General features: G+C 39.0%; 18 protein-coding genes. 2 read left to right on the top strand and 16 right to left on the bottom strand.

The features are described 5' to 3' along the window. Positions 1-1,402 precede the first annotated feature (1,402 nt). Entirely contained in the window at positions 1,403-4,699 is a 3,297-nt protein-coding gene (locus ABEG20_RS20630) for a glycosyltransferase (protein ID WP_406825096.1), read from the top strand. 84 nt (positions 4,700-4,783) lie between these two features. Here ABEG20_RS20630 and ispF read toward each other — a convergent pair whose 3' ends face one another. Beyond that, the gene (gene ispF, locus ABEG20_RS20625) at positions 4,784-5,260 is read right to left on the bottom strand and encodes a 2-C-methyl-D-erythritol 2,4-cyclodiphosphate synthase (protein ID WP_406825095.1); all 477 of its coding nucleotides are present in this window, start codon (positions 5,258-5,260) and stop codon (positions 4,784-4,786) included. A gap of 17 nt (positions 5,261-5,277) precedes the next feature. Further along, positions 5,278-6,468: a type IX secretion system outer membrane channel protein PorV gene (gene porV / locus ABEG20_RS20620; RefSeq protein WP_406825094.1), complete on the bottom strand. Its 1,191-nt coding sequence runs from the start codon at positions 6,466-6,468 to the stop codon at positions 5,278-5,280. A gap of 641 nt (positions 6,469-7,109) precedes the next feature. Between porV and ABEG20_RS20615 the strand changes: the two genes are divergently transcribed. Further along, entirely contained in the window at positions 7,110-8,792 is a 1,683-nt protein-coding gene (locus ABEG20_RS20615; RefSeq protein ID WP_406825093.1) for an SUMF1/EgtB/PvdO family nonheme iron enzyme, read from the top strand. Positions 8,793-9,086: 294 nt separating this feature from the next. On the opposite strand, the gene ABEG20_RS20610 is transcribed toward ABEG20_RS20615, so the two are convergent. The 14 genes from ABEG20_RS20610 to ABEG20_RS20545 form a co-directional block, all read right to left on the bottom strand. Then, positions 9,087-9,587, bottom strand: coding sequence for an acetyl-CoA carboxylase biotin carboxyl carrier protein subunit (locus tag ABEG20_RS20610; RefSeq protein WP_406825092.1), 501 nt, complete (start codon positions 9,585-9,587; stop codon positions 9,087-9,089). 3 nt (positions 9,588-9,590) lie between these two features. Then, complete coding sequence (locus tag ABEG20_RS20605) at positions 9,591-10,208, bottom strand: DUF4159 domain-containing protein (protein ID WP_406827406.1); 618 nt, start codon at positions 10,206-10,208, stop codon at positions 9,591-9,593. Between the two features lie 86 nt (positions 10,209-10,294). Further along, a complete protein-coding gene (locus ABEG20_RS20600; protein ID WP_406825091.1) occupies positions 10,295-10,999 on the bottom strand; it encodes a 16S rRNA (uracil(1498)-N(3))-methyltransferase in 705 nt (234 codons plus the stop codon). 8 nt (positions 11,000-11,007) lie between these two features. Next, positions 11,008-12,432: a hemolysin family protein gene (locus tag ABEG20_RS20595; RefSeq protein ID WP_406825090.1), complete on the bottom strand. Its 1,425-nt coding sequence runs from the start codon at positions 12,430-12,432 to the stop codon at positions 11,008-11,010. Next, entirely contained in the window at positions 12,432-12,983 is a 552-nt protein-coding gene (locus tag ABEG20_RS20590) for an inorganic diphosphatase (protein ID WP_025146339.1), read from the bottom strand. Before ABEG20_RS20590 ends, ABEG20_RS20595 begins: the two co-directional genes overlap by 1 nt. 2 nt (positions 12,984-12,985) lie before the next feature. Continuing rightward, positions 12,986-13,645 (bottom strand): DedA family protein, encoded by a 660-nt coding sequence (locus ABEG20_RS20585; protein ID WP_406825089.1) that lies wholly within the window; start codon positions 13,643-13,645, stop codon positions 12,986-12,988. A 47-nt stretch (positions 13,646-13,692) separates the two neighbouring features. After that, positions 13,693-15,066: an NADH-quinone oxidoreductase subunit N gene (locus ABEG20_RS20580; protein WP_406825088.1), complete on the bottom strand. Its 1,374-nt coding sequence runs from the start codon at positions 15,064-15,066 to the stop codon at positions 13,693-13,695. A 3-nt stretch (positions 15,067-15,069) separates the two neighbouring features. Next, positions 15,070-16,533: a NuoM family protein gene (locus ABEG20_RS20575; protein ID WP_406825087.1), complete on the bottom strand. Its 1,464-nt coding sequence runs from the start codon at positions 16,531-16,533 to the stop codon at positions 15,070-15,072. A gap of 19 nt (positions 16,534-16,552) precedes the next feature. Beyond that, entirely contained in the window at positions 16,553-18,448 is a 1,896-nt protein-coding gene (gene nuoL / locus ABEG20_RS20570; RefSeq protein WP_406827405.1) for an NADH-quinone oxidoreductase subunit L, read from the bottom strand. A gap of 19 nt (positions 18,449-18,467) precedes the next feature. Further along, entirely contained in the window at positions 18,468-18,797 is a 330-nt protein-coding gene (gene nuoK / locus ABEG20_RS20565; protein ID WP_055908793.1) for an NADH-quinone oxidoreductase subunit NuoK, read from the bottom strand. Further along, complete coding sequence (locus tag ABEG20_RS20560; protein WP_108197414.1) at positions 18,797-19,300, bottom strand: NADH-quinone oxidoreductase subunit J; 504 nt, start codon at positions 19,298-19,300, stop codon at positions 18,797-18,799. The genes nuoK and ABEG20_RS20560 overlap by 1 nt, the downstream gene beginning before the upstream one ends. Positions 19,301-19,434: 134 nt before the next feature. Then, the gene (locus tag ABEG20_RS20555) at positions 19,435-19,938 is read right to left on the bottom strand and encodes an NADH-quinone oxidoreductase subunit I (RefSeq protein WP_090504254.1); all 504 of its coding nucleotides are present in this window, start codon (positions 19,936-19,938) and stop codon (positions 19,435-19,437) included. 2 nt (positions 19,939-19,940) lie between these two features. Further along, complete coding sequence (gene nuoH / locus ABEG20_RS20550; RefSeq protein ID WP_406825086.1) at positions 19,941-20,978, bottom strand: NADH-quinone oxidoreductase subunit NuoH; 1,038 nt, start codon at positions 20,976-20,978, stop codon at positions 19,941-19,943. Then, complete coding sequence (locus ABEG20_RS20545) at positions 20,978-21,988, bottom strand: 2Fe-2S iron-sulfur cluster-binding protein (RefSeq protein WP_205058712.1); 1,011 nt, start codon at positions 21,986-21,988, stop codon at positions 20,978-20,980. The genes nuoH and ABEG20_RS20545 overlap by 1 nt, the downstream gene beginning before the upstream one ends. Positions 21,989-21,999 lie beyond the last annotated feature (11 nt).

Raw genomic sequence — 21,999 nt, 5'->3', positions numbered from 1 at the left:
AAGGTAGTTTTTATCTTCTTTGAGAGCGCAATGTATGTGCAAGAAAATAACGGAGTTCCTGTGTTCCGCTTGTACGCTTCGGGCATCGTTTCTCTGCCCTGCAGGGTACCGCTGCACCCAGGGCTATAAAGCAAAGACAGCATTTTATTTTAACGGTTTACAAGGTGCACAAACGATGTTCATAAACCTGATGGTAGCGGCAGCCCCGAAGAATGAGGGCTACAGCGAACAGCAGGACTGCACACCCCGATGGAACACCGTCCTTTCGTTTCCAAATAAATAGGTGGTTAGTTTATCTTCTTTGAGAGCGCAATAACTCTGCAAGAAAATAACGGTGTTCCTGTGTCCCACGTGTACGCTTCGGGCATCGTTTCTCTGCCCTGCAGGGTACCGCTGCCCCCAGGGCTATAAAGCAAAGACAGTATTTTGATTTAACGGTTTACAAGTGCACAAACGATGTTTATAAACCTGATGGTAGCGGCAGCCCCGAAGAATGAGGGCTACAGCGAACAGCAGGACTGTACACCCCTATGAAACACCGTCCTTTCGTTTCCAAATAAATAGGTGGTTAGTTTATCTTCTTTGAGAGCGCAATGTCTGTGCAAGAAAATAACGGAGTTCCTGTGTTCCACTTGTACGCTTCGGGCATCGTTTCTCTGCCCTGCAGGATACCGCTACACCCAGGGGTATAAAGCAAAGAGAGTATTTTGTTTTAACGGTTTACAAGTGCACAAACGATGTTTATAAACCTGATGGTAGCGGCAGCCCCGAAGAATGAGGGCTACGGCGAACAGCAGGACTGCACACCCCGATGGAACACCGTCCTTTCGTTTCCAAAACCTGAAAACTTGGCCCTAATTACTTTTCTGATAAAAAAACTGGCCTTTAATACTTAGCATGGGTGATCACTGGGAAAAAGAAAAACTCGTGAATAAATCGTAATGCAAGTATCTTAAGATTAGCTTCGCTGAGCACTTCGTGGTTCCCGCATGCGCGAGAATGACGACTTACTGTTGGAGTTTGTCAGTGCTAGTTATTTCAGCTTCTTTCTGGTAAAACAGCCCCTGAAACGAGTTGCCTTCGGTGAGCTCGCTCATGGATCGATCGGTTTACTGTGCAGCTTTCCGTTGCGCTACAGGACGGCGTGACAACGCTCTTTAAAAATTTCAATACAGGATTAAAATAGTATCTTAGGGTAGAACTAACGATCTAATTTACGGCGCCTAACTTTAAATCATTCATCCAATCTTCATATTCGTTAGTGACATTTGAATCAATAAATCAGAAAAGAAAAATGTCCGGAAAACAAATATTTCAAACTGAGACTAAAACACGCTGGCACGCATTTACATGGGTAAGCCGTACGTTTTTTGTAGTCTTCATTGTCGCAATCATTTGCGTAGTGTACACACTATCATCAGTGCAGGCACCTAATTTGCCTTTTATCAACACGAATACACCCTTAACACAAAAACAGTTAGAGAAGTTAAAAAAATCGCAACGGTATAAGGATTTCACTATCGAAAAATCAAAGCTGCAAAAGATCAGGAAAGATCGTGAACGCCGCATCTTAACGCATCACGGAAATAATAAGCGCATCAACATGGCATTTTATGTGAGTTGGGCAGGAAGCAAAGAATCATCAATATCAGACTTAAAACGCAACATCAGCCATCTGGACATGGTGGCTACAGAATCGTTTTTTTTAAATGGAGATTCTATTGTAGATAAAGCAGATACTGCCGCCTTGAAAGTGATACATGCAGGCAAAAAATCGGCTATTGCTGTAGTTTCAAATTATAATAAAGACCATTGGGACGGCGGAGCGGTAAGAAGATTATTAGATGATCAGCCTGCTCAGCAAAAATTGATCTACGAACTGATAGCGATAACCAAAAAATATGGTTATCGGGGGATCAACATCGATTTCGAAGAGCTCAACCTTAAAAACAGCGATAGTTTTAACGCTTTTATGAAGAACCTGTATACGCAGTTTCATGCTGAAAAACTGATTGTATCTCAGGATATTTCACCAGAAAATGACGATTATCAGCCAGAAATTCTTCAAAAGTATAACGATTACCTGGTGTTAATGGCTTATGATCAGCATACCGAACTCAGTAATGCCGGCGACATTTCACACCAGGAATGGGTGGAGGAAAAGCTCGATGATATCTGCAATAAAGTTGATGCCGACAAAGTAATCCTGGCATTGGCGTGCTATGGTTACGATTGGCCAAAAAATAGCATTGGAGAAGCGGTTACCTACGAGCAGGCGATGACAAGGGCTGTTACTTATAAAAGCAAGATAAATTACGATCCCGCTTCTGCCAATTTAAACTATACTTACAATGATGGCAGCGGCATTAAACATGAAGTTTATTTTACCGATGCAGCTACTTATTTTAATTTAATCCGCAAGGCTGATGACTGGGATATCGCCGGTGTGGCTTTATGGCGTTTGGGTTCTGAAGATAAACGTTTATGGTCTTTTATTTCTAACGACCTAAGTTTAGATACATTAAAGAAAAAACCATTCGATTTACGCAAAATTGCTTCATTAAACATGGGAGGAATCTCCTATCTGGGCGATGGTGAAATATTAGACCTCATCTCTACCCCTAAACCTGGAAGTGTAAGATTTACTTTAAATAAAGACGATTTTTCTATTGCCGATCAAAAGTATACCAGGCTTCCGGAGCAATACGTAATTAAAAGATTTGGAGAGGCCGATAAAAAAATTGCTTTAACTTTTGATGATGGCCCCGATCCTGTTTATACACCGCAGGTACTGGATATTTTGAAACGGGAAAAAGTACCTGGCTGTTTCTTTGTAGTTGGCGTTATGGCCGAAAAAAATATGGAATTGTTAAGGCAGGAATATAATGACGGTTATGAAATTGGAAACCATACCTTTTTTCATCCGGATATGTCGGCCATTGGTCCTAAAAGGGTAAAATTTGAGCTGAATGCGACCCGCAGGTTAATTGAAGCCGTTACCGGACACAGTACCATTTTATTCCGTGCACCATTTAATGCCGATGCCGAACCACAAAACATTTCCGAAATTTTACCGGTTGCACAAAGCCGCAAAGAGAATTACATCAATATTGGAGAATATATCGACCCAGAAGACTGGGAACCGGGTAAAACTGCCGATCAGATTTTTAATGAGGTGGTAAAACAGCAAGATAACGGTAACATCCTGTTACTTCACGATGCTGGCGGAAACCGTGAAGCTACCGTTGCAGCATTACCACGAATCATCAAATTCTTTAAAGCCAAAGGTTACACCTTTACCACAGTGGGCGATTTGATGGGTAAAAAAAGATCAGAGCTCATGCCAGCAGTAAAATCTACCGCAAACAGTGGTTTTTCAGGTTCTGGTGATTACTTTTTCATCAATTTCTTCTATTACGGCAATATGGTTTTAAACATCATATTTTCTGTCGCAATCGTACTTGCGATCTTAAGAACCATATTTATTGCTTATCTGGCCATCAGACAGCGCAAAAGAGCAAAACGTAACGTGGGTAAGTTAGTACAGCATCCTTCAGAAAAAGTGAGTATCATCATTCCGGCTTACAATGAAGAAGTTACCGCAGTTCAAACCATTAATAGTCTTTTAAAAACCACCTACCCCGATTTTGAATTGATTTTTGTTGATGATGGTTCTAAGGATAAAACCTTTCAAATCGTAAACGAAAATTTTGGTAACCATCCTCAGGTAAAGGTTTTCCGTAAAGAAAATGGAGGCAAGGCTTCTGCATTAAATTATGGGATATCAAAAGCCACAGCCGAATTTGTAGTTTGTATAGATGCTGATACGCAGTTAAAAAATGATGCGGTAACCGAACTGATGCGCTATTTCTATAACGATAAGATCGCAGCCGTAGCCGGAACCGTAAAAGTTGGAAATACCAACAACATCATCACCAAATGGCAATCAATAGAATACATTACTGCTCAAAACATGGACAGAAGGGCTTTCGATTTATTAAATACGATTACTGTCGTACCTGGAGCAATAGGTGCCTTTAGAAAAAATGTGATTCTTGAAATTGGTGGTTTCACTATCGATACCCTTGCGGAAGATTGCGACTTAACCATGCGCATTTTAAGGGCTGGTTATAAAGTAAAAAACTGCGATGGCGCAATTGCTTATACAGAAGCACCGGAAACAGTAAATATGTTACTCAAACAACGTTTCCGTTGGAGTTTTGGGGTAATGCAAAGTTTTTGGAAAAACAGGAAAACGTTGCTAAACAAAAAGTATGGCTATTTTGGGATGGTAGGAATGCCAAATATCCTGATCTACCAGATTATTTTACCATTGTTTTCTCCGCTTGCCGATCTTTTTATGCTTATTTCTTTGATTAGCGGCCTGTTTTCATTAAGCGCTATTAATAATTTAACGCTAACCGGATTCTCAGGAATTTTAAGCCTCCACAATGGTTTTGGTCAGGTACTCTTTTATTACATTATCTTCATCCTCGTTGATATGATTTTTGCGGCCATTGCTTTCCGTATGGAGAAAGAAAAGTACACCAATTTACTTTATATTTTCCCTCAGCGTTTTTTCTGGAGACAATTGATGTATGTTGTATTATTCCGTTCGTTCAGGAAAGCGATTAAAGGGGAACTGGAAACATGGGGAACGATAAAAAGAACAGGGAATGTTAAGGAACAAGTAGCTTAATGGAATTTGGTGAAAAAGAAGTCAAGTTTTAATAGCCAGTGTGCTATCAAAAACTTGACTTCTTTGATTCAATTAAAAAATCTTTTACTTCTCGATTAAGCAAACGGCATAAGAAACAACGCCCTCTTCTCTACCAACAAAACCCATCTGTTCATTGGTGGTTGCCTTAATAGAGATATCTTCTGTGGAAATTCCGGTTGCTTCAGCAATGTTTTGCTGCATAGCAGGAATATGAGGGTTAATTTTGGGCGCTTCTAAACAAAGCATGGCATCAATATTTCCGATCCGCCAGCCTTTTTCAGCCAGTAGTTTAACGGTTTCTTTCAGCAGGATCAAACTACTGATGCCCTTCCACCTCTCATCTGTATTCTTAAAATGGAAACCAATATCGCGCAGGTTGGCTGCACCTAGAAGTGCATCGCAAATGGCATGAAGTAAAACGTCAGCATCAGAATGCCCAAAAGCCCCTTTATGGTGATCTAAGGTAACACCGCCAACAACAAAAGGATGCTGATCTTTTAACTGATGTACATCAAATCCGAAACCTACTCTAATTTTCATGTTTATTTGCTTTAATCTTATTTATCTTTTGCCTTATTTTCGCCAAAGTTAAACAATAGACTAAAACGGAGTGTATTTGCAAGTGGACTAGTTTGTGCATTTGCAATTAAATAAGAGAAATCGATGTTAAAGACATTGTATTTTAATCCAAGTCCTAAAGTAAAATACCGGCTATCGCCTTTCATCGGGCTCTGGTAGTTGTAACCTGCCCTGACCGCAAATTGTTGATTGTACCAGTATTCAAGGCCTGTAGAAATCCCCACCTCTTTTAATTCTTCGCTAAAACCACCCGGTGCATCGCTAAATGAGCCAAAAATTCCGGCAGGTACCGAACGGTTCGGGTTTTTCCCGCTTACAATATTATTGTTCGAATCGTAAATAGGTTGTGTGGGTACCAGCAATTTATTAAAATCAAGTGCAAAGGTTAAAGTGCTAAAATCATCTACGGTAAATGTAGATGCCCCTCCGATTTTAAAATTAGTGGGTAAAAAGAAATTCTCTCCACCATCAGAATAGCTCATTTTTGTTCCGATGTTAGAGATATTGGCTCCGGCAGAAAGAATGGCCTCTCTGCCAAACAATGTGGTGGCTGTTTTATACAAACCTGACACATCAACTGCTACCGAATTCCCACTATGCACCTGTCCGGATGAAGAAAATTGACCGGAAGCAAGATTCGAATAAATATACCTTAACGAAGTCCCCAACGAAAACTCCTTACCAAAATTACGGGCAAAAGAAACATCAAAAGCAAGTTCATTAGGATTGGCAATCCCAAGATCCTGTTGGTTAATATCTGTAAGCTGGATGGAGCCCAAAGAAAAATATCGTAAAGACGCACCAATGGTATTGCGGTCGTCCAGTTTATAAAATCCGCTTAAATAAGCGAGATTAATATCAGGCACCAGACTTTTTAACCATGGGCTGTAAGATACAGAAAACCCATAAGGTTTATCCAGGAAAGCAAGCTTAGCAGCATTAATACTGGCTGAATTTACATCACCTGCCACGGCTACGCCTGCATCACCCATTGCACCAGCACGGGCATCGGGTGTAATGAGCAGAAATGGAACTGCTGTTACAATATTATTTGCCTCGCTACCGTTTGTTTGGGTATTACCTATGGTTACCTGCGCGTTTGTTTTACCAAACACCAATGCCATTGAGAGTGCAGAAAAAGCAAGTTTACTGATGTACTTGAAATTCATCCTTATAAAGGTACGTAATTTTAGATTTTGGTATTTAGTATTCACTGTAGAATATATCAGTAACGTAAAACCAAAACTTATATTTCACCAAAATACGAATTCTAAGATTATTTACTAATTAAACATACGATTTTTACATATGGGTGTTAGTACTTAAAATGTAAGTACAATGCTAATAGCCCTTTAGTAAAAAAAATGCTATACATATATTTTTATCTCGTCGGCAATTAATTTGCCGCGTTAAAAAGCCAAAAACCAAATGTGGCAAATCTCATGATATATTCCAAACCAAATATTATTTGTGACACTTCTTACGAAGGATATCAACCGGATCTCATATGCCAGGCCATGTTATCCATCAATTTTAATCAAATTTATATTGTGATAAACTTCATATAAAGAAATTATTATTGATTACAAATAGACTGCAAAACCTTGACACAAATATTTTATCTAACTTATTTATAATTATTTAGCAATAATTTCGTTTAAAAATAAAACAGACTTCATACGGTAAAAAAAACAGGTTATCACTCAAAAACACAGAAGATATTTTATTGCCAGATTATTTATATATTCATTTAAAATTTGTTTAATTTTATCGGTTGAAAGGCCATAAAGGCTATATCCCGTTGCTTCATATGAAAAAACTGATACTATATTCTCTTACTTGTTTATCATTAGCCGCCCTGCTTTCGAGTTGTAGCTCAAAAAGCGCGAGCTCTAGCAAAACAGGTATTCCCTATGCCGATAGGAAAAGTAAAAACAATCAATCAGGGGCTTTTGCGGTGGCTACACAGTATAAAAGGGCGCCAGGACCTGGTTTAATTCCAATTGAAGGTGGGGTTTTGGTTGTTGGTGGTAGTGCCATTGAAATACCAGGTGTTGAGCCTAATATTTATAATTACAAAAGACAGGTAACAGTGCCATCTTTTTATATGGATGAGACAGAGGTATCAAATACCGATTGGTTGGAATACCTGCACTGGATCAGATATAATTATCCTGAAGATCAGGAATATTACTATAATGAGCTCCCTGATACTTTAGTTTGGCGCCAGGCATTATCTTATAATGAACCTTATGTAGACAATTATCTAAGACACCCTGCTTATCGTGATTACCCTGTAGTAGGTGTTTCCTGGGAACAGGCTTCTCGTTATTGTGAGTGGAGAACTTCAAGAGCAAACGAATTTATTTTACGTGAAAAAGGAATCTTAACTGATTATAAAACGCTTGCCGGTAATGGAAAAGGCAAAGCTGGTGCGACCACTGCTGCCTCAACGCCTAAACCAGACAAACCTTTCAATACAGATGCCTATTTAAATGGCCAGTATGATGATAAGGGTAAAAATGCATTTGTTGATTACAATACTAAATCAGGTGCTGCTACCACAACAGCAGGCGGAACTGCAGCTGCAGGTACAGGTAAAAATAATCAGCCAAGAAGAACAGCTACCCTGGAAGATGGTGTAATTATGCAGCCATACCGTCTACCAACTGAGGCCGAGTGGGAATACGCAGCTTTGGGTTTAATTGGCAACACGGAATATGAGAACATCAATCAGAATAAAATTTACCCTTGGAATGGCTTAGGTGTTAGTTCTGCTAAAAAGAAAACCAGGGGTATGATTCAGGCCAACTTTAAAAGAGCTCCAGGAGATTATATGGGGGTTGCCGGTTCTTTAAACGATAAGGGAGATTTAACTGTTCCGGTTATCCAATACGCGCCAAACGATTTCGGCTTATACAACATGGCAGGAAATGTAAACGAATGGGTGAACGACGTTTACAGAACCGGTACGTTTACCGATGCAGATGCATTTAACCCTTACCGTGGTAACTATTTCACCAATAAAAAGTTAGCAGATCCTCAAAGCGGAAAAATTGCATTAGACAAGTATGGCAATCCGATTAAGGAAAACGCTTACGCCGGAAGAAAACAGACCTGGGCTGAGAAACAGGCACAGGCAAAACGTTCAGATTCGATTTCCAAATCGACTGATCCACAATCGCCAGTAGCATCAACTACTTATCAAGCCGATCAAAGAGGTTATCGCGACAGACAAAATACTTTATTAAATGAAGAAGGTGTAACGCTTGTAAACGATAAATCAAGGGTTTATAAAGGCGGATCCTGGAATGATATGGCTTACTGGTTAAACCCTGCAACGCGCCGCTTTATGCAACAGGATGAGTCATCAGCTGAAGTAGGTTTCCGCTGTGCCATGACCATGCTTGGTGCTCCAGAAATTAGTACCGCTGGCAAAAGAAGTTTTAAAAACCCTCCGCAAAAGCCCTATAGGGTAAAAAGAGGTAAATAAAGAAAAGTCCCGAAGCAAATCGGGACTTTTTTATGCGTTATGTTTTGGTAATCTAACTTGAACAATTCAAACGAAACTCGTCATCTCGACTGAAACGCAGTGGAATGGAGCGATCTATTCAGACAGATTTAGTTTCGCTAAGCACTTTGTGGTTCTCAATTGCTTCGCACTCCACTACTTTTATTTAAACGGATCGTCATGCTGAATTTATTTCAGCATTTTTCCTGTTAAAAAACCTTGAAATAAATTCAGGGTGACGACACTAATTAATACCTTCATGATAAAAACACATAGCTACTTAAACTGAACTAAGATTTGGTTTTTTTCTACCTTATCTCCCTGCTTAACCAAGATCTTTTTAACCACTCCATCTGTTGATGATTTCAGGATATTTTCCATTTTCATCGCCTCCAGTACCAAAAGATTATCACCTTTTTTTACTTCAGTATTTTCTTCAACCAAAACCTTTAGCACCAAACCAGGCATAGGCGCTTTTATCTCTAAAACTTTAGTAGCGGTCAAATTATCCAGACCAAGTTGTTTTAATAAGACATCAAATTGATCTTCGATACTAATTTGATAAATATTCCCATTTACCTTTATTTTACAGGTTTTTTCAGTCCTATTGATGTCAACAAGTTCTGTATTAAAAGACCTGTTTTGGTATAGTACGTGCGTAATGTTATCTGCAATTGTACTCAGGTCGGGTTGAACCTGCTCCCCATTTACCAAAAAAGCTGAATCCTTATTCTCAACTTCAAATAAAAACTGGTTATTTACTTTTACTTTATACATGGCTTATTGGGTTAAAGCATACTGAACTAAATTCGCGCCCATTTTTAGTGCTTTGGTTCGCGTTTCCTGTGTATCTTCAGGGTAAGTACCATAGTCTTCCCAGCCGTTCCCTAAATCGCACTCATAGGTATAATAACAAACCATCCTACCCTTATAAATTAAAGCAAATCCTTGAGGGCGTTTATTATCATGCTCATGGATTTTCGGCAAGCCGCCCGGAAATTTAAATTTTTGATTATAAATGGCGTGGCTGGCAGGCAATTCTACAAAACTAAGCTCAGGAAATACTTTTTTCATCTGAGGCCTGATAAATTTATCTAAGCCGTAGTTATCATCAATATGAAGAAATCCACCACCGGTAAGATATTGCCTTAAATTTTTGATTTCCTGGTCGCTAAAAACAACGTTACCATGCCCCGTCATATAAATAAACGGATAATTGAAAATTTCTTTTGAACCTACTTCCACGATGCTCTCTTCAGTGTAAAAATTAGTCTTCAGATTGGCATTGCAATAGGCAATTAAGTTTGGCAAAGCTGTTCTGTCTGCATACCAATCGCCACCACCACTATACTTTAATTTGGCCATGCGATAGGTTGGCGGAGTGAAAGCGAAAAGCATAAAGCTAAAGACTAAAACAGCAAAGCTAAAAGCCAGTGTCAAAAATTTCGGAACCTGAAAACTGAAAACTGAAAACTTCAAATTGATTATCGGTTAAGGTAATTGATTTCAAAACAAACAGATAAAGCCGCAGTTTCTGTGCGCAACCTGTTATCACCTAAAGTTAATGCTTTAAAGTCTTTGTTCAAAGCTAAATTAACTTCATCTGGTGTGAAATCTCCTTCAGGACCAATAAGAATTAAATATTTTTGATGTGGAGCCACCAATTCGGATATAAATCGTTTTTCTCCGTTATCAATACAATGTGCAATTAATTTATGGCCGTCAAATGGTTCTTTTAAAAAAGAATCAAAAGCAATGGCATCGTTTAATTTGGGGTGGTAAGCTTTGATAGATTGTTTTACGGCAGCGGTAATTACCTTATTAAGGCGATCCTCTTTAACCACCCTGCGCTCCGATCTGTCGGTGATAATAGGTGTAACTTCATCAATGCCCAACTCTGTAGCTTTTTCTAAAAACCACTCCATGCGGTCGATATTTTTAGTTGGCGCAACTGCAATGTGCAGGTAATGATTTCTTTTATGAAACTCCGTTTCTACTTTTAAAATGGCTAAAGAAACTTTTTTTGGATTATCGGCAGTAATTTCAGCGGTATAAAAACCACCTTTCCCATCAACCAGGTTAACGATTGAACCTATGGTAAGGCGAAGTACCCTGACGCAATGTTTACTCTCTTCTTCGTTGAGCGTATAAGTATTTTGGGTTAGATCTGGTGTATAAAAAATATGCATGGTTGAAATTAATGATTATCAACCATATCTTCTTTATTGATTACCAGTTCCAATTTAATGGTTTCTATATTTTGCTCTGTCTTTTTTAAGATGGTAAACAGGTAACCGTATGATTCGTTGCTTTCACCCACCTCTGGAATACGTTCAAAAATATGTGAAACCAATCCACCAACGGTATCAAAATCTTCATCCTCTGGCAAATCGTGAGGCAGATGCTCGTTTACATCGTACACTGTAGCAAATGCATTTACGATAAACTCATTATCAGAAACCTTTTCTACCAACGGTTTTTCTTCATCGTACTCATCTTGTATTTCTCCTACAAGCTCTTCTACAATATCTTCTAAGGTAACCATACCTGCTGTACCACCAAACTCATCTAATACAATAGCAATCTGTATGCGATTACTTTGCAGTTCGCTCATCAGATCGTTAATTTTTTTGGTTTCTGTAACGAAATAGGGTTTTCTGATAATATCGTTTAATGTCCAGTGCTGATTACCTGCCGCAACCAATGGTAAAATATCTTTTGCATGGATAATCCCTACAATTTTATCCATAATATCATCGTAAACCGGCAAACGTGAATATCCTTCCTTAATAATGGTATCAATCACTTCTTCTTTTGGGGAAGTTAATTCTATACCCGAAATCTTGGTTCTGGGTACCATGATATTCTTCACCACACGCTCATTAAAATCAAATACATTTTTGATCAGCTCGTGTTCGTTATTATCCAATGCGCCGCTTTCTTTACCCTGATCGAGCAAATACTGTAATTCCTCGGTGCTGTGGATAGATTCGTGGCCGGCAGAGGCATCAATCCCAAATGGTTTAAGAATAATGGCAGCTAGACTATTTAGTGTCCAAATGAATGGTTTAAATACCACATAAAATAACTGAAGCGGTATAGAAACAAAAAGTGTTGTTGCTACAGGTCTTTGAATAGCGAAAGATTTTGGTGCCAATTCACCAAACACAATATGCATGATCGTGATAAGCGAAAAGGCAACAACTGTTGAGGCAGTATGAATAGAAGCATCGCTTAAACCCCACTCTAAACTATCAAAAAGATTTTTGAAAATGGTATGCATAACGCCTTCACCTACCCAGCCTAAGCCAAGTGATGCAAGCGTTATACCTAGCTGTGTGGCGGCCAAATATCCGTCGAGATTATGGATAATCCCCTTAGCCATTTTGCCAACACGACTGCCTGTTTTTGCTTTAATTTCAATTTGTGATGCCCTAACCTTTACAATTGCAAACTCTGCTGCAACAAAAAATCCGTTAAGTAACACCAAAAATAAGGCAAGGAATAATCTCCATCCAACAGAAGTGGTATCAGTTTCCTGTACTGCAGCCAAAACTACGTTTGTGGGCAGAATTGCACTTAGCTCTAAATTTAAAAACAAACAGACCGTGGGTAAATCCATTAAGCTAATTCTCTAAATGTTGTGTTATAAAGTTCTATGCTTTCTTTGATTACTTTATGCGCATAGCGAACACCAAGTAAATGTTCGATCGTTACATTTTTATCTTCTAATGCTTTATAATCCTGAAAGAAACGAACAATTTCTTTCATTTGGTGCGGAGGCAACTCATCTAAATCGTTGATATAGTTTACCGACATATCGTGGGCAGCTACAGCGATGATCTTATCATCTTGTTCACCATTGTCTACCATATGCATTACACCAACTACTTTCGCTTCAATCAATGTCATTGGATAAACATCTACTGAACAAAGTACTAAAATATCTAATGGGTCTTTATCATCGCAATAGGTTTGCGGGATAAAACCATAGTTTGCCGGATACATTACTGAAGAAAAAAGAACCCTATCCAATTTAATCAGACCTGATTCTTTATCTATTTCGTATTTTGCTTTTGAACCTTTTGGAATTTCAATAATTGCGTTTACAATTTCTGGAACGTTATGCCCAGGGGATACGCTATGCCACGCGTGATGATCGTCTTTTGCCATTTTTAATTTAAATCTGTTTTATCCTCTTCAGGACCTTTCACTACTTTACTTTTTACAAAGGTAATTAATAAAGGTATAGTTGTAATAAGGATAAAGCCAATAATAATATATAATAAATAATCAGTAATTTCTTTTTCAAACCTTCTGCCTAAAAAATAGCCCAGTAAAGTTAAGGAGCAGATCCAGAGTACGCCACCTACAATGTTGTACAATGCAAACTTTTTGAAATCCAGTTTTACCACCCCAGCAAAAATCGGTGCAAAAGTTCTAACAATCGGCACAAATCTGCCCATAATCAACGCAAAGGCACCTTGTTTGTTATAATAATCTTCTGCTGCCTTCAAATAACGTTTCTTAAAAAAGAAACTGTCTTTTCTAGTATACAACACCGGGCCAGTTTTTCGGCCGAACCAATAACCTGTAAAATTTCCAGAAATGGCCGCTATGCATAAACCAGCCAGGAGTACAGCAATGTTCACATCAAGTTTGCCTGTTGCGACAAACATTCCCGCCAAAAACAATAAATAATCACCAGGAAGGAAAAAGCCAAAAAACAGGCCTGTTTCTGCATAGATAACGAATGCGACTAAATAGAATCCGCCCTCCCTCAATAATTTCTCGGGATCAAGTAGCTGATGCAGGTTATTCCAAAAATCGTGCATATTCAATTATTCGTAAAACTACAAATAATTATTAAACAACACCATACCTATATTAGGTTTAAAATAATTGCCGGATAAATACCCAATACCAATGTAATTGCAACAGAAACCAACAAAACCACTTTATATTGTACAGGGGTTGAAAGCTCTGTTTCTGCACCTTCTTTAAACCACATGGCTACAATTACCCTAAAATAATAATAGAAGCCAACCAGCGCATTTAAAATCGCAAATGCCACAAGCAGGGTTTTATATTCCGTCATTACATTCAGGAACATTAAATATTTACCAATAAAACCAGCTGTAAGTGGAATACCAGCCAACGAAAGCATGGCTACGGTTAAGCATAATGCAACTAATGGATTCCGCTTAGCCAGACCATTAAAGCTTTCGAAGCTATCACTACCTGTTTTTTGTTTTACTAAAATTAATACAGCAAAAGCAATAATTGATGCAAAAGTATAGGCGGATGCATAAACCAGTACATTGTTTCCGGAGTTTTTGGTCAGTACAATCAAAGAGAACAACAGGTAACCCGCATGCGAAATACTGGAGTATGCCAACATACGCTTAAAGTTCTTTTGGAAAAGAGCCGTTACGTTACCAATAAATAAGGTTAAACAAACAATAACCATTAGCGGCGCAACCCAAAAATCGTGCAGTGGTGCAAATGCATCAGCAAATAATCTTAAAAACGCAGCAAAACCTGCAGTTTTAACCACCGTACTCATAAAAGTAGTGATCAAAGATGGCGAACCTTCATATACATCTGGTGTCCAGAAGTGGAATGGAGCTGCACCTACCTTAAAGCTTAAACCAATCATCATCAGGATCACTCCCGGATAAAATATTGGAGAAATCGTTTGACTATTATTTACAAGATAAGCTTGTATTTTATCTAAATCGAATGAGCCTGTAGCACCATAAATTAAGGTAATTCCAAATAACAGGAAGCCGGTTGAGAAAGCTCCCATCAGGAAATACTTTAATGAAGCTTCGTTAGAGGCAAAATCCTTTTTACGGATCCCCGCCAAAATGTATAAACTCACCGACATAATTTCCAGGCCTACAAACAACATGGCCATATTTTTATATGATACCATCATGATCATTCCCGCCAGTGCAAAAAGAATCAAGGTATAGTACTCGGCTATGTTATCGCTTTTGGCGTGGAAGTAGTTCTGTGTTAACAAAAAGATCAAAAGTGTACCCACAATACAGATTCCTGAAAATGCCAGTGCGAAGTTATCTGTCTGCATCATCCCGAAATGAACAGCATTGCCATTCCATGCAAAAAAAGTAAATCCCAGCGCAGTAAGTAAGCCAACAACGGTAAGTGGTAGTAATGCTTTATTTGCTTTAAACAAACCTGCATAAAGCACTATAAAAGCTGTTATACTAATGGTTATAATAATATTCATTGCTTAATTTACTGTGTTTAATTTTTGATTTACCTGTTCTAATAAATGTTGTACAGATGCCTCTGTTAAATGCAAAACCGGTTTCGGATAAACCCCCAAAACAATAATTAATGCACATATGGTATAAAGAACCAATTTTTCGGTTCCTTTGATATCGGTAAAGGTGATGGTTAAGCTATTGGTTTCGCCCAGCATGACGTTCTGATACATGCGTAACATGTAAACTGCTCCGAAGATAATGGTTAAACCGGCAAGGGCTGCAGCCCAGATGCCGTAGTTGTAAACGCCCATCAGCAATAAAAACTCACCAATAAATCCGTTTGTTCCTGGTAAAGCTACAGTGCCTAAAACGATAATCAGAAAAGTAAGTGCCAATTGTGGTGCTACTTTTGCGATTCCGCCTAACTCTTCAATTTTATTTGTTTTTACACGGCTGAAGATGATATCCAGCACAAAGAATAACCCCACTACATTAATACCATGGCTCAACATCTGTACCATTGCGCCTTGCATACCTTGCTGATTGAAAGCGAAGATACCTGCTGATATTAATCCAACGTGAGCGATAGATGAATAAGCAACTAAACGTTTCGCATCCTTTTGGGTAAAAGCAATCAGCGACGCATAAACAATACCAATGATTGATAAAATAATAGCCACCTGGCCCCAATCGTGAACACCTGCAGGGACAACTGGCAACAGCCACCTGATTACACCATAAATACCCATTTTAAGCATAATACCAGATAATAACATGGTTCCTTGTGTAGGTGCTGCAGTATAAGTATCAGGCTGCCAGGTATGGAAAGGAAAAATCGGCATCTTTATAGCAAAAGCAATAAAGAATGCCCAGAAAATCCATCCTTGCTGCGCACTGTCTAAGTTTAAAGTATAAAAAGCTTGAATGTTAAAATTGTGCGCGGGGTTTTGAAGATAGAGGTAAATAATCCCCATCAACATAAACAAAGAACCCGCAATGGTATACACAAAAAATTTCATGTTGATCCGGATGCGATCTTTTCCGCCCCAGATGGCACAGATAAAATAGATTGGAATCAATGCTGCTTCCCAACCGATATAGAACAAGAAAGCATCCAGTGCGGTGAATACCAATAGTAAGCCCGTTTGCATGAATAAAATCAGCGCATAAAATGCAGCCGGATTTTTATACTCATGGTTATAGCTTGTTAAAATGATAATTGGTACCAGTAAATTAGTAAGCAATACCACCAGAAGGCTAATACCATCAATACCTGCGTGGAAATTAATGCCGAGATCAGCAATCCATGGCAGGTTAACCTCAAACTGGGTACTGGCATCCGGAATGAAATTACAGGCGACAACCAAAGCCAACACCAAAGAAGCCACCGCAAACACGGTAGAAACGATTTTTGCCGACTTACCAGCAAGTGCCGTAATAATTGCACCTGCAAGCGGTAGAAATATAAGTAGTAAAAGTTGTTCCATTATTTATTTTGAACCCTTTTTATATGTAGAAAAATGTATACAATAGCAATGCGACGATACCAAATACCATCATAAATATATAGAAACCCACGTTTCCACTTTGCAATAAACGAATACCTTTACTGGCCTCATTAGTGCTCCATCCCAATCCATTTACAATTCCATCAATAAATTTATTATCGATAATCCTATAAAAGAATTTCGATAGTGCATCTAATGGTTTGGTGATGATGAAATCATAAATCTCGTCTAAATAGAATTTGTTGTATGATAGTTTTGCCAATAGCGAACGTGGTGCCTCATCAGCAACAGGAACCCGTGCTCCCTTAACGTATCTGGTGTAAGCATACAATAATGCTACTACAGCAGCCGCTACCGAAACAGCCATTAATGAATATTCAGTCGAGTGGCTTAGCTCCAATTCATGCTGTGCAACACCTGCTCCTGATAACCAATGGGCCAACCATTCGTTACCACCAAAAACATGGGGAAGATTAATTGCTCCACCAATTGCAGCAAGAATAGCTAAAATAATTAAAGGCAAAGTCATCGCTGTTGGCGATTCATGCACGTGGCTTTCAGCATGATGTGTTCCGCGGTATTTACCAGAGAAAGTTAAGAACATCATTCTGAACATATAGAATGCTGTTAGGAATGCAGTTAAAACCCCTATTCCCCATAAAATTGGGCTAGCCTGAAAAGCATGTGCTAAAATTTCATCTTTAGAGAAGAAACCAGAGAATGGTGGTAAACCTGCAATGGCAATCGTACCGATTAACATGGTTAAAAAAGTAACCGGAAGTTTCTTTCTCAATCCGCCCATATGGCGCATATCCTGCTCATGATGCATGGCATGAATAACTGAACCTGCGCCTAAGAACAATAATGCTTTAAAAAATGCGTGTGTTAATACGTGGAAGAATGAACCGGTATAAGCGCCAACGCCTAAACCTAAAAACATATATCCCAGTTGTGATACGGTAGAATAAGCCAATACTTTTTTAATATCAGTCTGTGTTAAGGCAATAATGGCAGCCACAAGAGCTGTTGCCGCACCTACAATGGCAATAATGTGCTGGGTAAGCGGCGCAAGATCAAACAATACACTGGAACGTGCGATCATATAAATACCTGCCGTTACCATCGTTGCAGCATGAATTAACGCTGAAACTGGCGTTGGTCCGGCCATGGCATCAGGTAACCAGGTAAATAAAGGCAATTGAGCCGATTTACCACAGGCACCGATAAACAGTAAAATAGTAATTAAAACCAAAGTATCATTGCCTGGCAGCATATTAGCTGCCTGAGGGAAAACTTTGGCAAATTCTACACTACCAAAAGTAGTAAAAACTAAAAACACACCTAACAGAAAGCCCAAATCGCCAATACGATTCATGACAAAAGCTTTTTTAGCTGCCGATGCATAGGCGCTGTTGGTGTACCAGAATCCGATTAGCAGGTAAGAACATAAACCTACACCTTCCCAACCGATAAACATGACGATGTAATTTGAACCCAATACCAACAAAAGCATGAAAAATATAAACAGGTTTAGATAAGCAAAAAACTTACCGAACCCGGCATCATCGTGCATATAGCTGGTGGAATATAAATGGATCAGAAAACCGATCCCGGTAATGATCAAAAGCATAATAGCGCTCAATGGATCAACTAAAAAAGATAGTGGGATGTGTAACGCACCCGCGCTGATCCAATCGAATAAAAATACTTCGTGAGATTTTTGTGTGTCGCCTTGTAAACTAAAGAAAATAACTAAACTGATAACAAAGGAGGTCAAAATTACCCCGCTTCCGATGATACCAACCAGTCCTTTAGATAAAGTGTTTCTGCCCAGTCCATTAATTACAAACCCTAAGAAAGGTAGTAACGGAACCAACCAAATCAATTGTTCTATTGTCATTCTTATTATATATTTACCACTTAAGGCGATTTAAAACATTAATATCTATCGATTTCGTATTTCTGTAAACCATTACGATGATGGCTAAACCTACCGCAACCTCTGCAGCGGCCAACGCCATAATGAAGAATACGAAAACCTGTCCGGACGGATCGTTACTATGCACAGAGAAAGCGGTCAACAGCAAGTTAACAGCATTAAGCATCAGCTCAACCGACATAAAGATTACGATGGCATTTCTACGGGTAAGTACACCAATTACGCCAATAGAAAAAATAATGGCACTTAAATAGATGTAGTGATTTAGCGGAACGCCCTGAAGTTGTGATGTTAAATTTTCCATTATGCTTCTACCTCATCTCTTTTAGATAATAAAACGGCTCCTACCATTGCGGCCAATAGTAACAGGGATGACAACTCGAATGGCAATAAAAATGGGCCAAAAAGCTCCTTGCCCAGATTTTCTACCAATCCCAATCCCGGGTTTTTCAAAATTAACGGACTGGTAATACTTGCTGATTTTAAAGAACCGATTAAAGTTACCACCAAACAACCACCAGCAATAACCCCAACAATTTTAATCAACGGTGATTTACTGGGCTCAGTCTCCTTATTCAGGTTAAGCAACATCAGTACAAATAAGAAAAGCACCATAATTGCCCCCATGTAAACAATAAAGTTTACCACTGCCAGAAACTGTGCGTTTAAAAGCACATAGTGAACAGTGAAGGTAAAAAAGGTAAGGATTAAGTACAATACACTGTGGATCGGATTTTTTGCAAAAATCACCAGCAGTGAAAAAATGATACTTAATGTGGCTACGAAATAGAATACTTGTGTACTCATTAATTGTTTATTTATTTATGTTCCATGGTTTGTGTCTCCACAAACCATTAATTATCTTTCGTTTCGTGAAGACACGAACCGAGGCCTAATGGCATTTCTTGTTTAGTCCTTCGACAGGCTCAGGATGACAATAATTATTTTTTCATTTCCAATGGCGCCTCTACCAACTTATCTTTTCCGTAAATAAAATCCTTACGCAGATAATCAGCAGGTACAATAGGGCCATCTAAGTAAATAGCCTCTTTTGGGCAAGCTTCTTCACATAAACCACAGAAAATACAACGCAACATATTGATTTCGTAAGTGGCTGCATACTTTTCTTCGCGGTATAAATGTTTTTCTTCAGGCTTACGTTCTGCGGCAATCATGGTAATGGCTTCAGCCGGACAAGATAAAGCACACAAGCCACAAGCAGTACATCGTTCCTTACCGTTCTCATCGCGTTTTAGCGAGTGCATTCCCCTAAAGTTGGTCGAGAATTCGCGTTCTACTTCAGGATATCTTACGGTAGCCTCTTTTTTAAATAAGTGACTGATGGTAATGCCCATGCCTTTGGCAATTGCCGGCAGGTACATACGCTCCATAAAGCTCAATGGCTTTTGTTCCAGTACTTTTTTCTTATTACTTAATGATTCCATAATTAAAACTTCTCAATAATCGCAATCACAACACCTGTTATTATAATATTGGCAATAGCCAAAGGTATTAAACCTTTCCAACCTAAATTCATCAGTTGATCGTAACGGAAACGAGGGATGGTCCAACGTACCCACATGAAGAAAAAGATGAACATGACTATTTTTCCGAAGAAAACAGCCGTACCGATAAGCGGTGCCCAGGTTGGGCCTAAATGCGCAGCAACGTAATCCATACCCGGATAGTTGTAACCGCCCCAATATAAGGCTGCCATTACTGCCGACGATACAAACATGTTGATATATTCTGCGAAAAGGTAAAAACCTAATTTCATTGATGAATATTCAGTATGATAACCACCGATCAGCTCGGTTTCACATTCAGGTAAATCGAACGGTGCACGGTTGGTTTCAGCAAAAGAGCAAACCATAAAGATTAAAAATCCAAGTGGCTGATACCAAACATTCCAGTTTAATCCATGTTGCTGACCAACAATCTCTTTTAAGCTTAAGGTATTGGTCATTAAAAGCAAAGCGATGATTGATAACCCCATTGCAATTTCATAACTGATGTTCTGTGAAGCCGCCCGGATAGCACTCAATAAAGAGTATTTATTATTTGAGGCCCATCCACCAATCATTACCCCATAAACACCTAAAGATACTACACCGAAAATATACAAAACACCAACGTTGATATCTGAAACCTGTAAGGAAATAGTTTTGCCGCCAATTAAAACCGGGCTACCCCATGGAATAACGGCCGTACCAATACAGGCACAAAGTAATGCCAAACCAGGACCAGCGATAAACAAGAATCTGTTTGATGATGTAGGAATAATCTCCTCTTTCATAAACATCTTAATACCATCTGCCAGTGGTTGTAAAATACCAAACGGACCAGCTCTATCGGGACCTAAACGATCTTGTAAATATGCAGCAACCTTACGCTCTGCATAAGTAGAATACATGGCAATAACTAAACTGATGCCGAAAATTACAGCTACCAGGATAAATTTTTCTATAACAAAAGCGCTATCCATTAGTATTTAACTGTTTTATGTAATTCAATTTCATTTGCAGCCTGTAAAGCCTCATTTGGCTGTATTACATGCAAAGGTTTTAAGGTTTCGTAGTGGTTAGATGCAATTACCGAAGTATCATCAATATGTGTTGGACGTTCAATTACCCAATCAGCAGTTGCCTTTTTATCAAAGCGGCAAGTATTGCAAATAAAGTCTTCTACTTCCCCAAACTGATCTTTACGGGCAGTAACACGTAAAACATCTGCTCCTTTATACCAAAGAGTTACTTTGCCATTGCATTTTTCGTGATCACAATCGCGATGTGCATCAACAGGTTTGGTAAACCAAACGCGGTTTTTAAAACGAAAAGTTTTATCGGTTAAAGCACCTACCGGGCAAACATCGATTACGTTTCCCGAGAAATCGTTATCAACAGCTTGTTGGATATAAGTAGAAATTTCTGAGTGATCGCCACGGTTTAAAATACCATGAACACGCTTATTGGTAATCTGATCGGCTGTAAAAACACAACGGTAGCATAAAATGCAACGGTTCATATGCAACTGGATCTTATCACCAATATCAATGCGCTCGAAAGTACGGCGCTCAAACTCATAACGTGTTTTTTGCAAACCATGTTCATAACCCAAATTCTGGAGATCGCACTCCCCTGCCTGATCGCAAACAGGACAATCTAAAGGATGGTTAATCAATAAGATCTCTACCACGCCTGCACGCGCCTCCAAAACTTCAGGTGAAGTAATATTAAGCACCTCCATCCCATCCATTACGGTGGTACGGCAGGAAGCCACCAACTTAGGCATTGGGCGGGGATCTTTCTCCGAACCTTTAGTCACTTTTACAATACAGGTACGGCATTTACCGCCACTGCCCTGTAATTTAGAATAATAGCACATTGCCGGCGGAACAATATCACCTCCGATTTGCCTTGCAGCATTCAGAATGGTTGTTCCGTTATCAACCTCTACTGTTATCCCATCTATCGTAACCTTAACTTTTTCACTCATGGTTAATGATA

The sequence above is a fragment of the Pedobacter sp. KACC 23697 genome, assembly GCF_045348445.1.
Taxonomy (GTDB): Bacteria; Bacteroidota; Bacteroidia; order Sphingobacteriales; family Sphingobacteriaceae; genus Pedobacter.
This window is presented reverse-complemented; position numbering and strand designations above follow the sequence as displayed.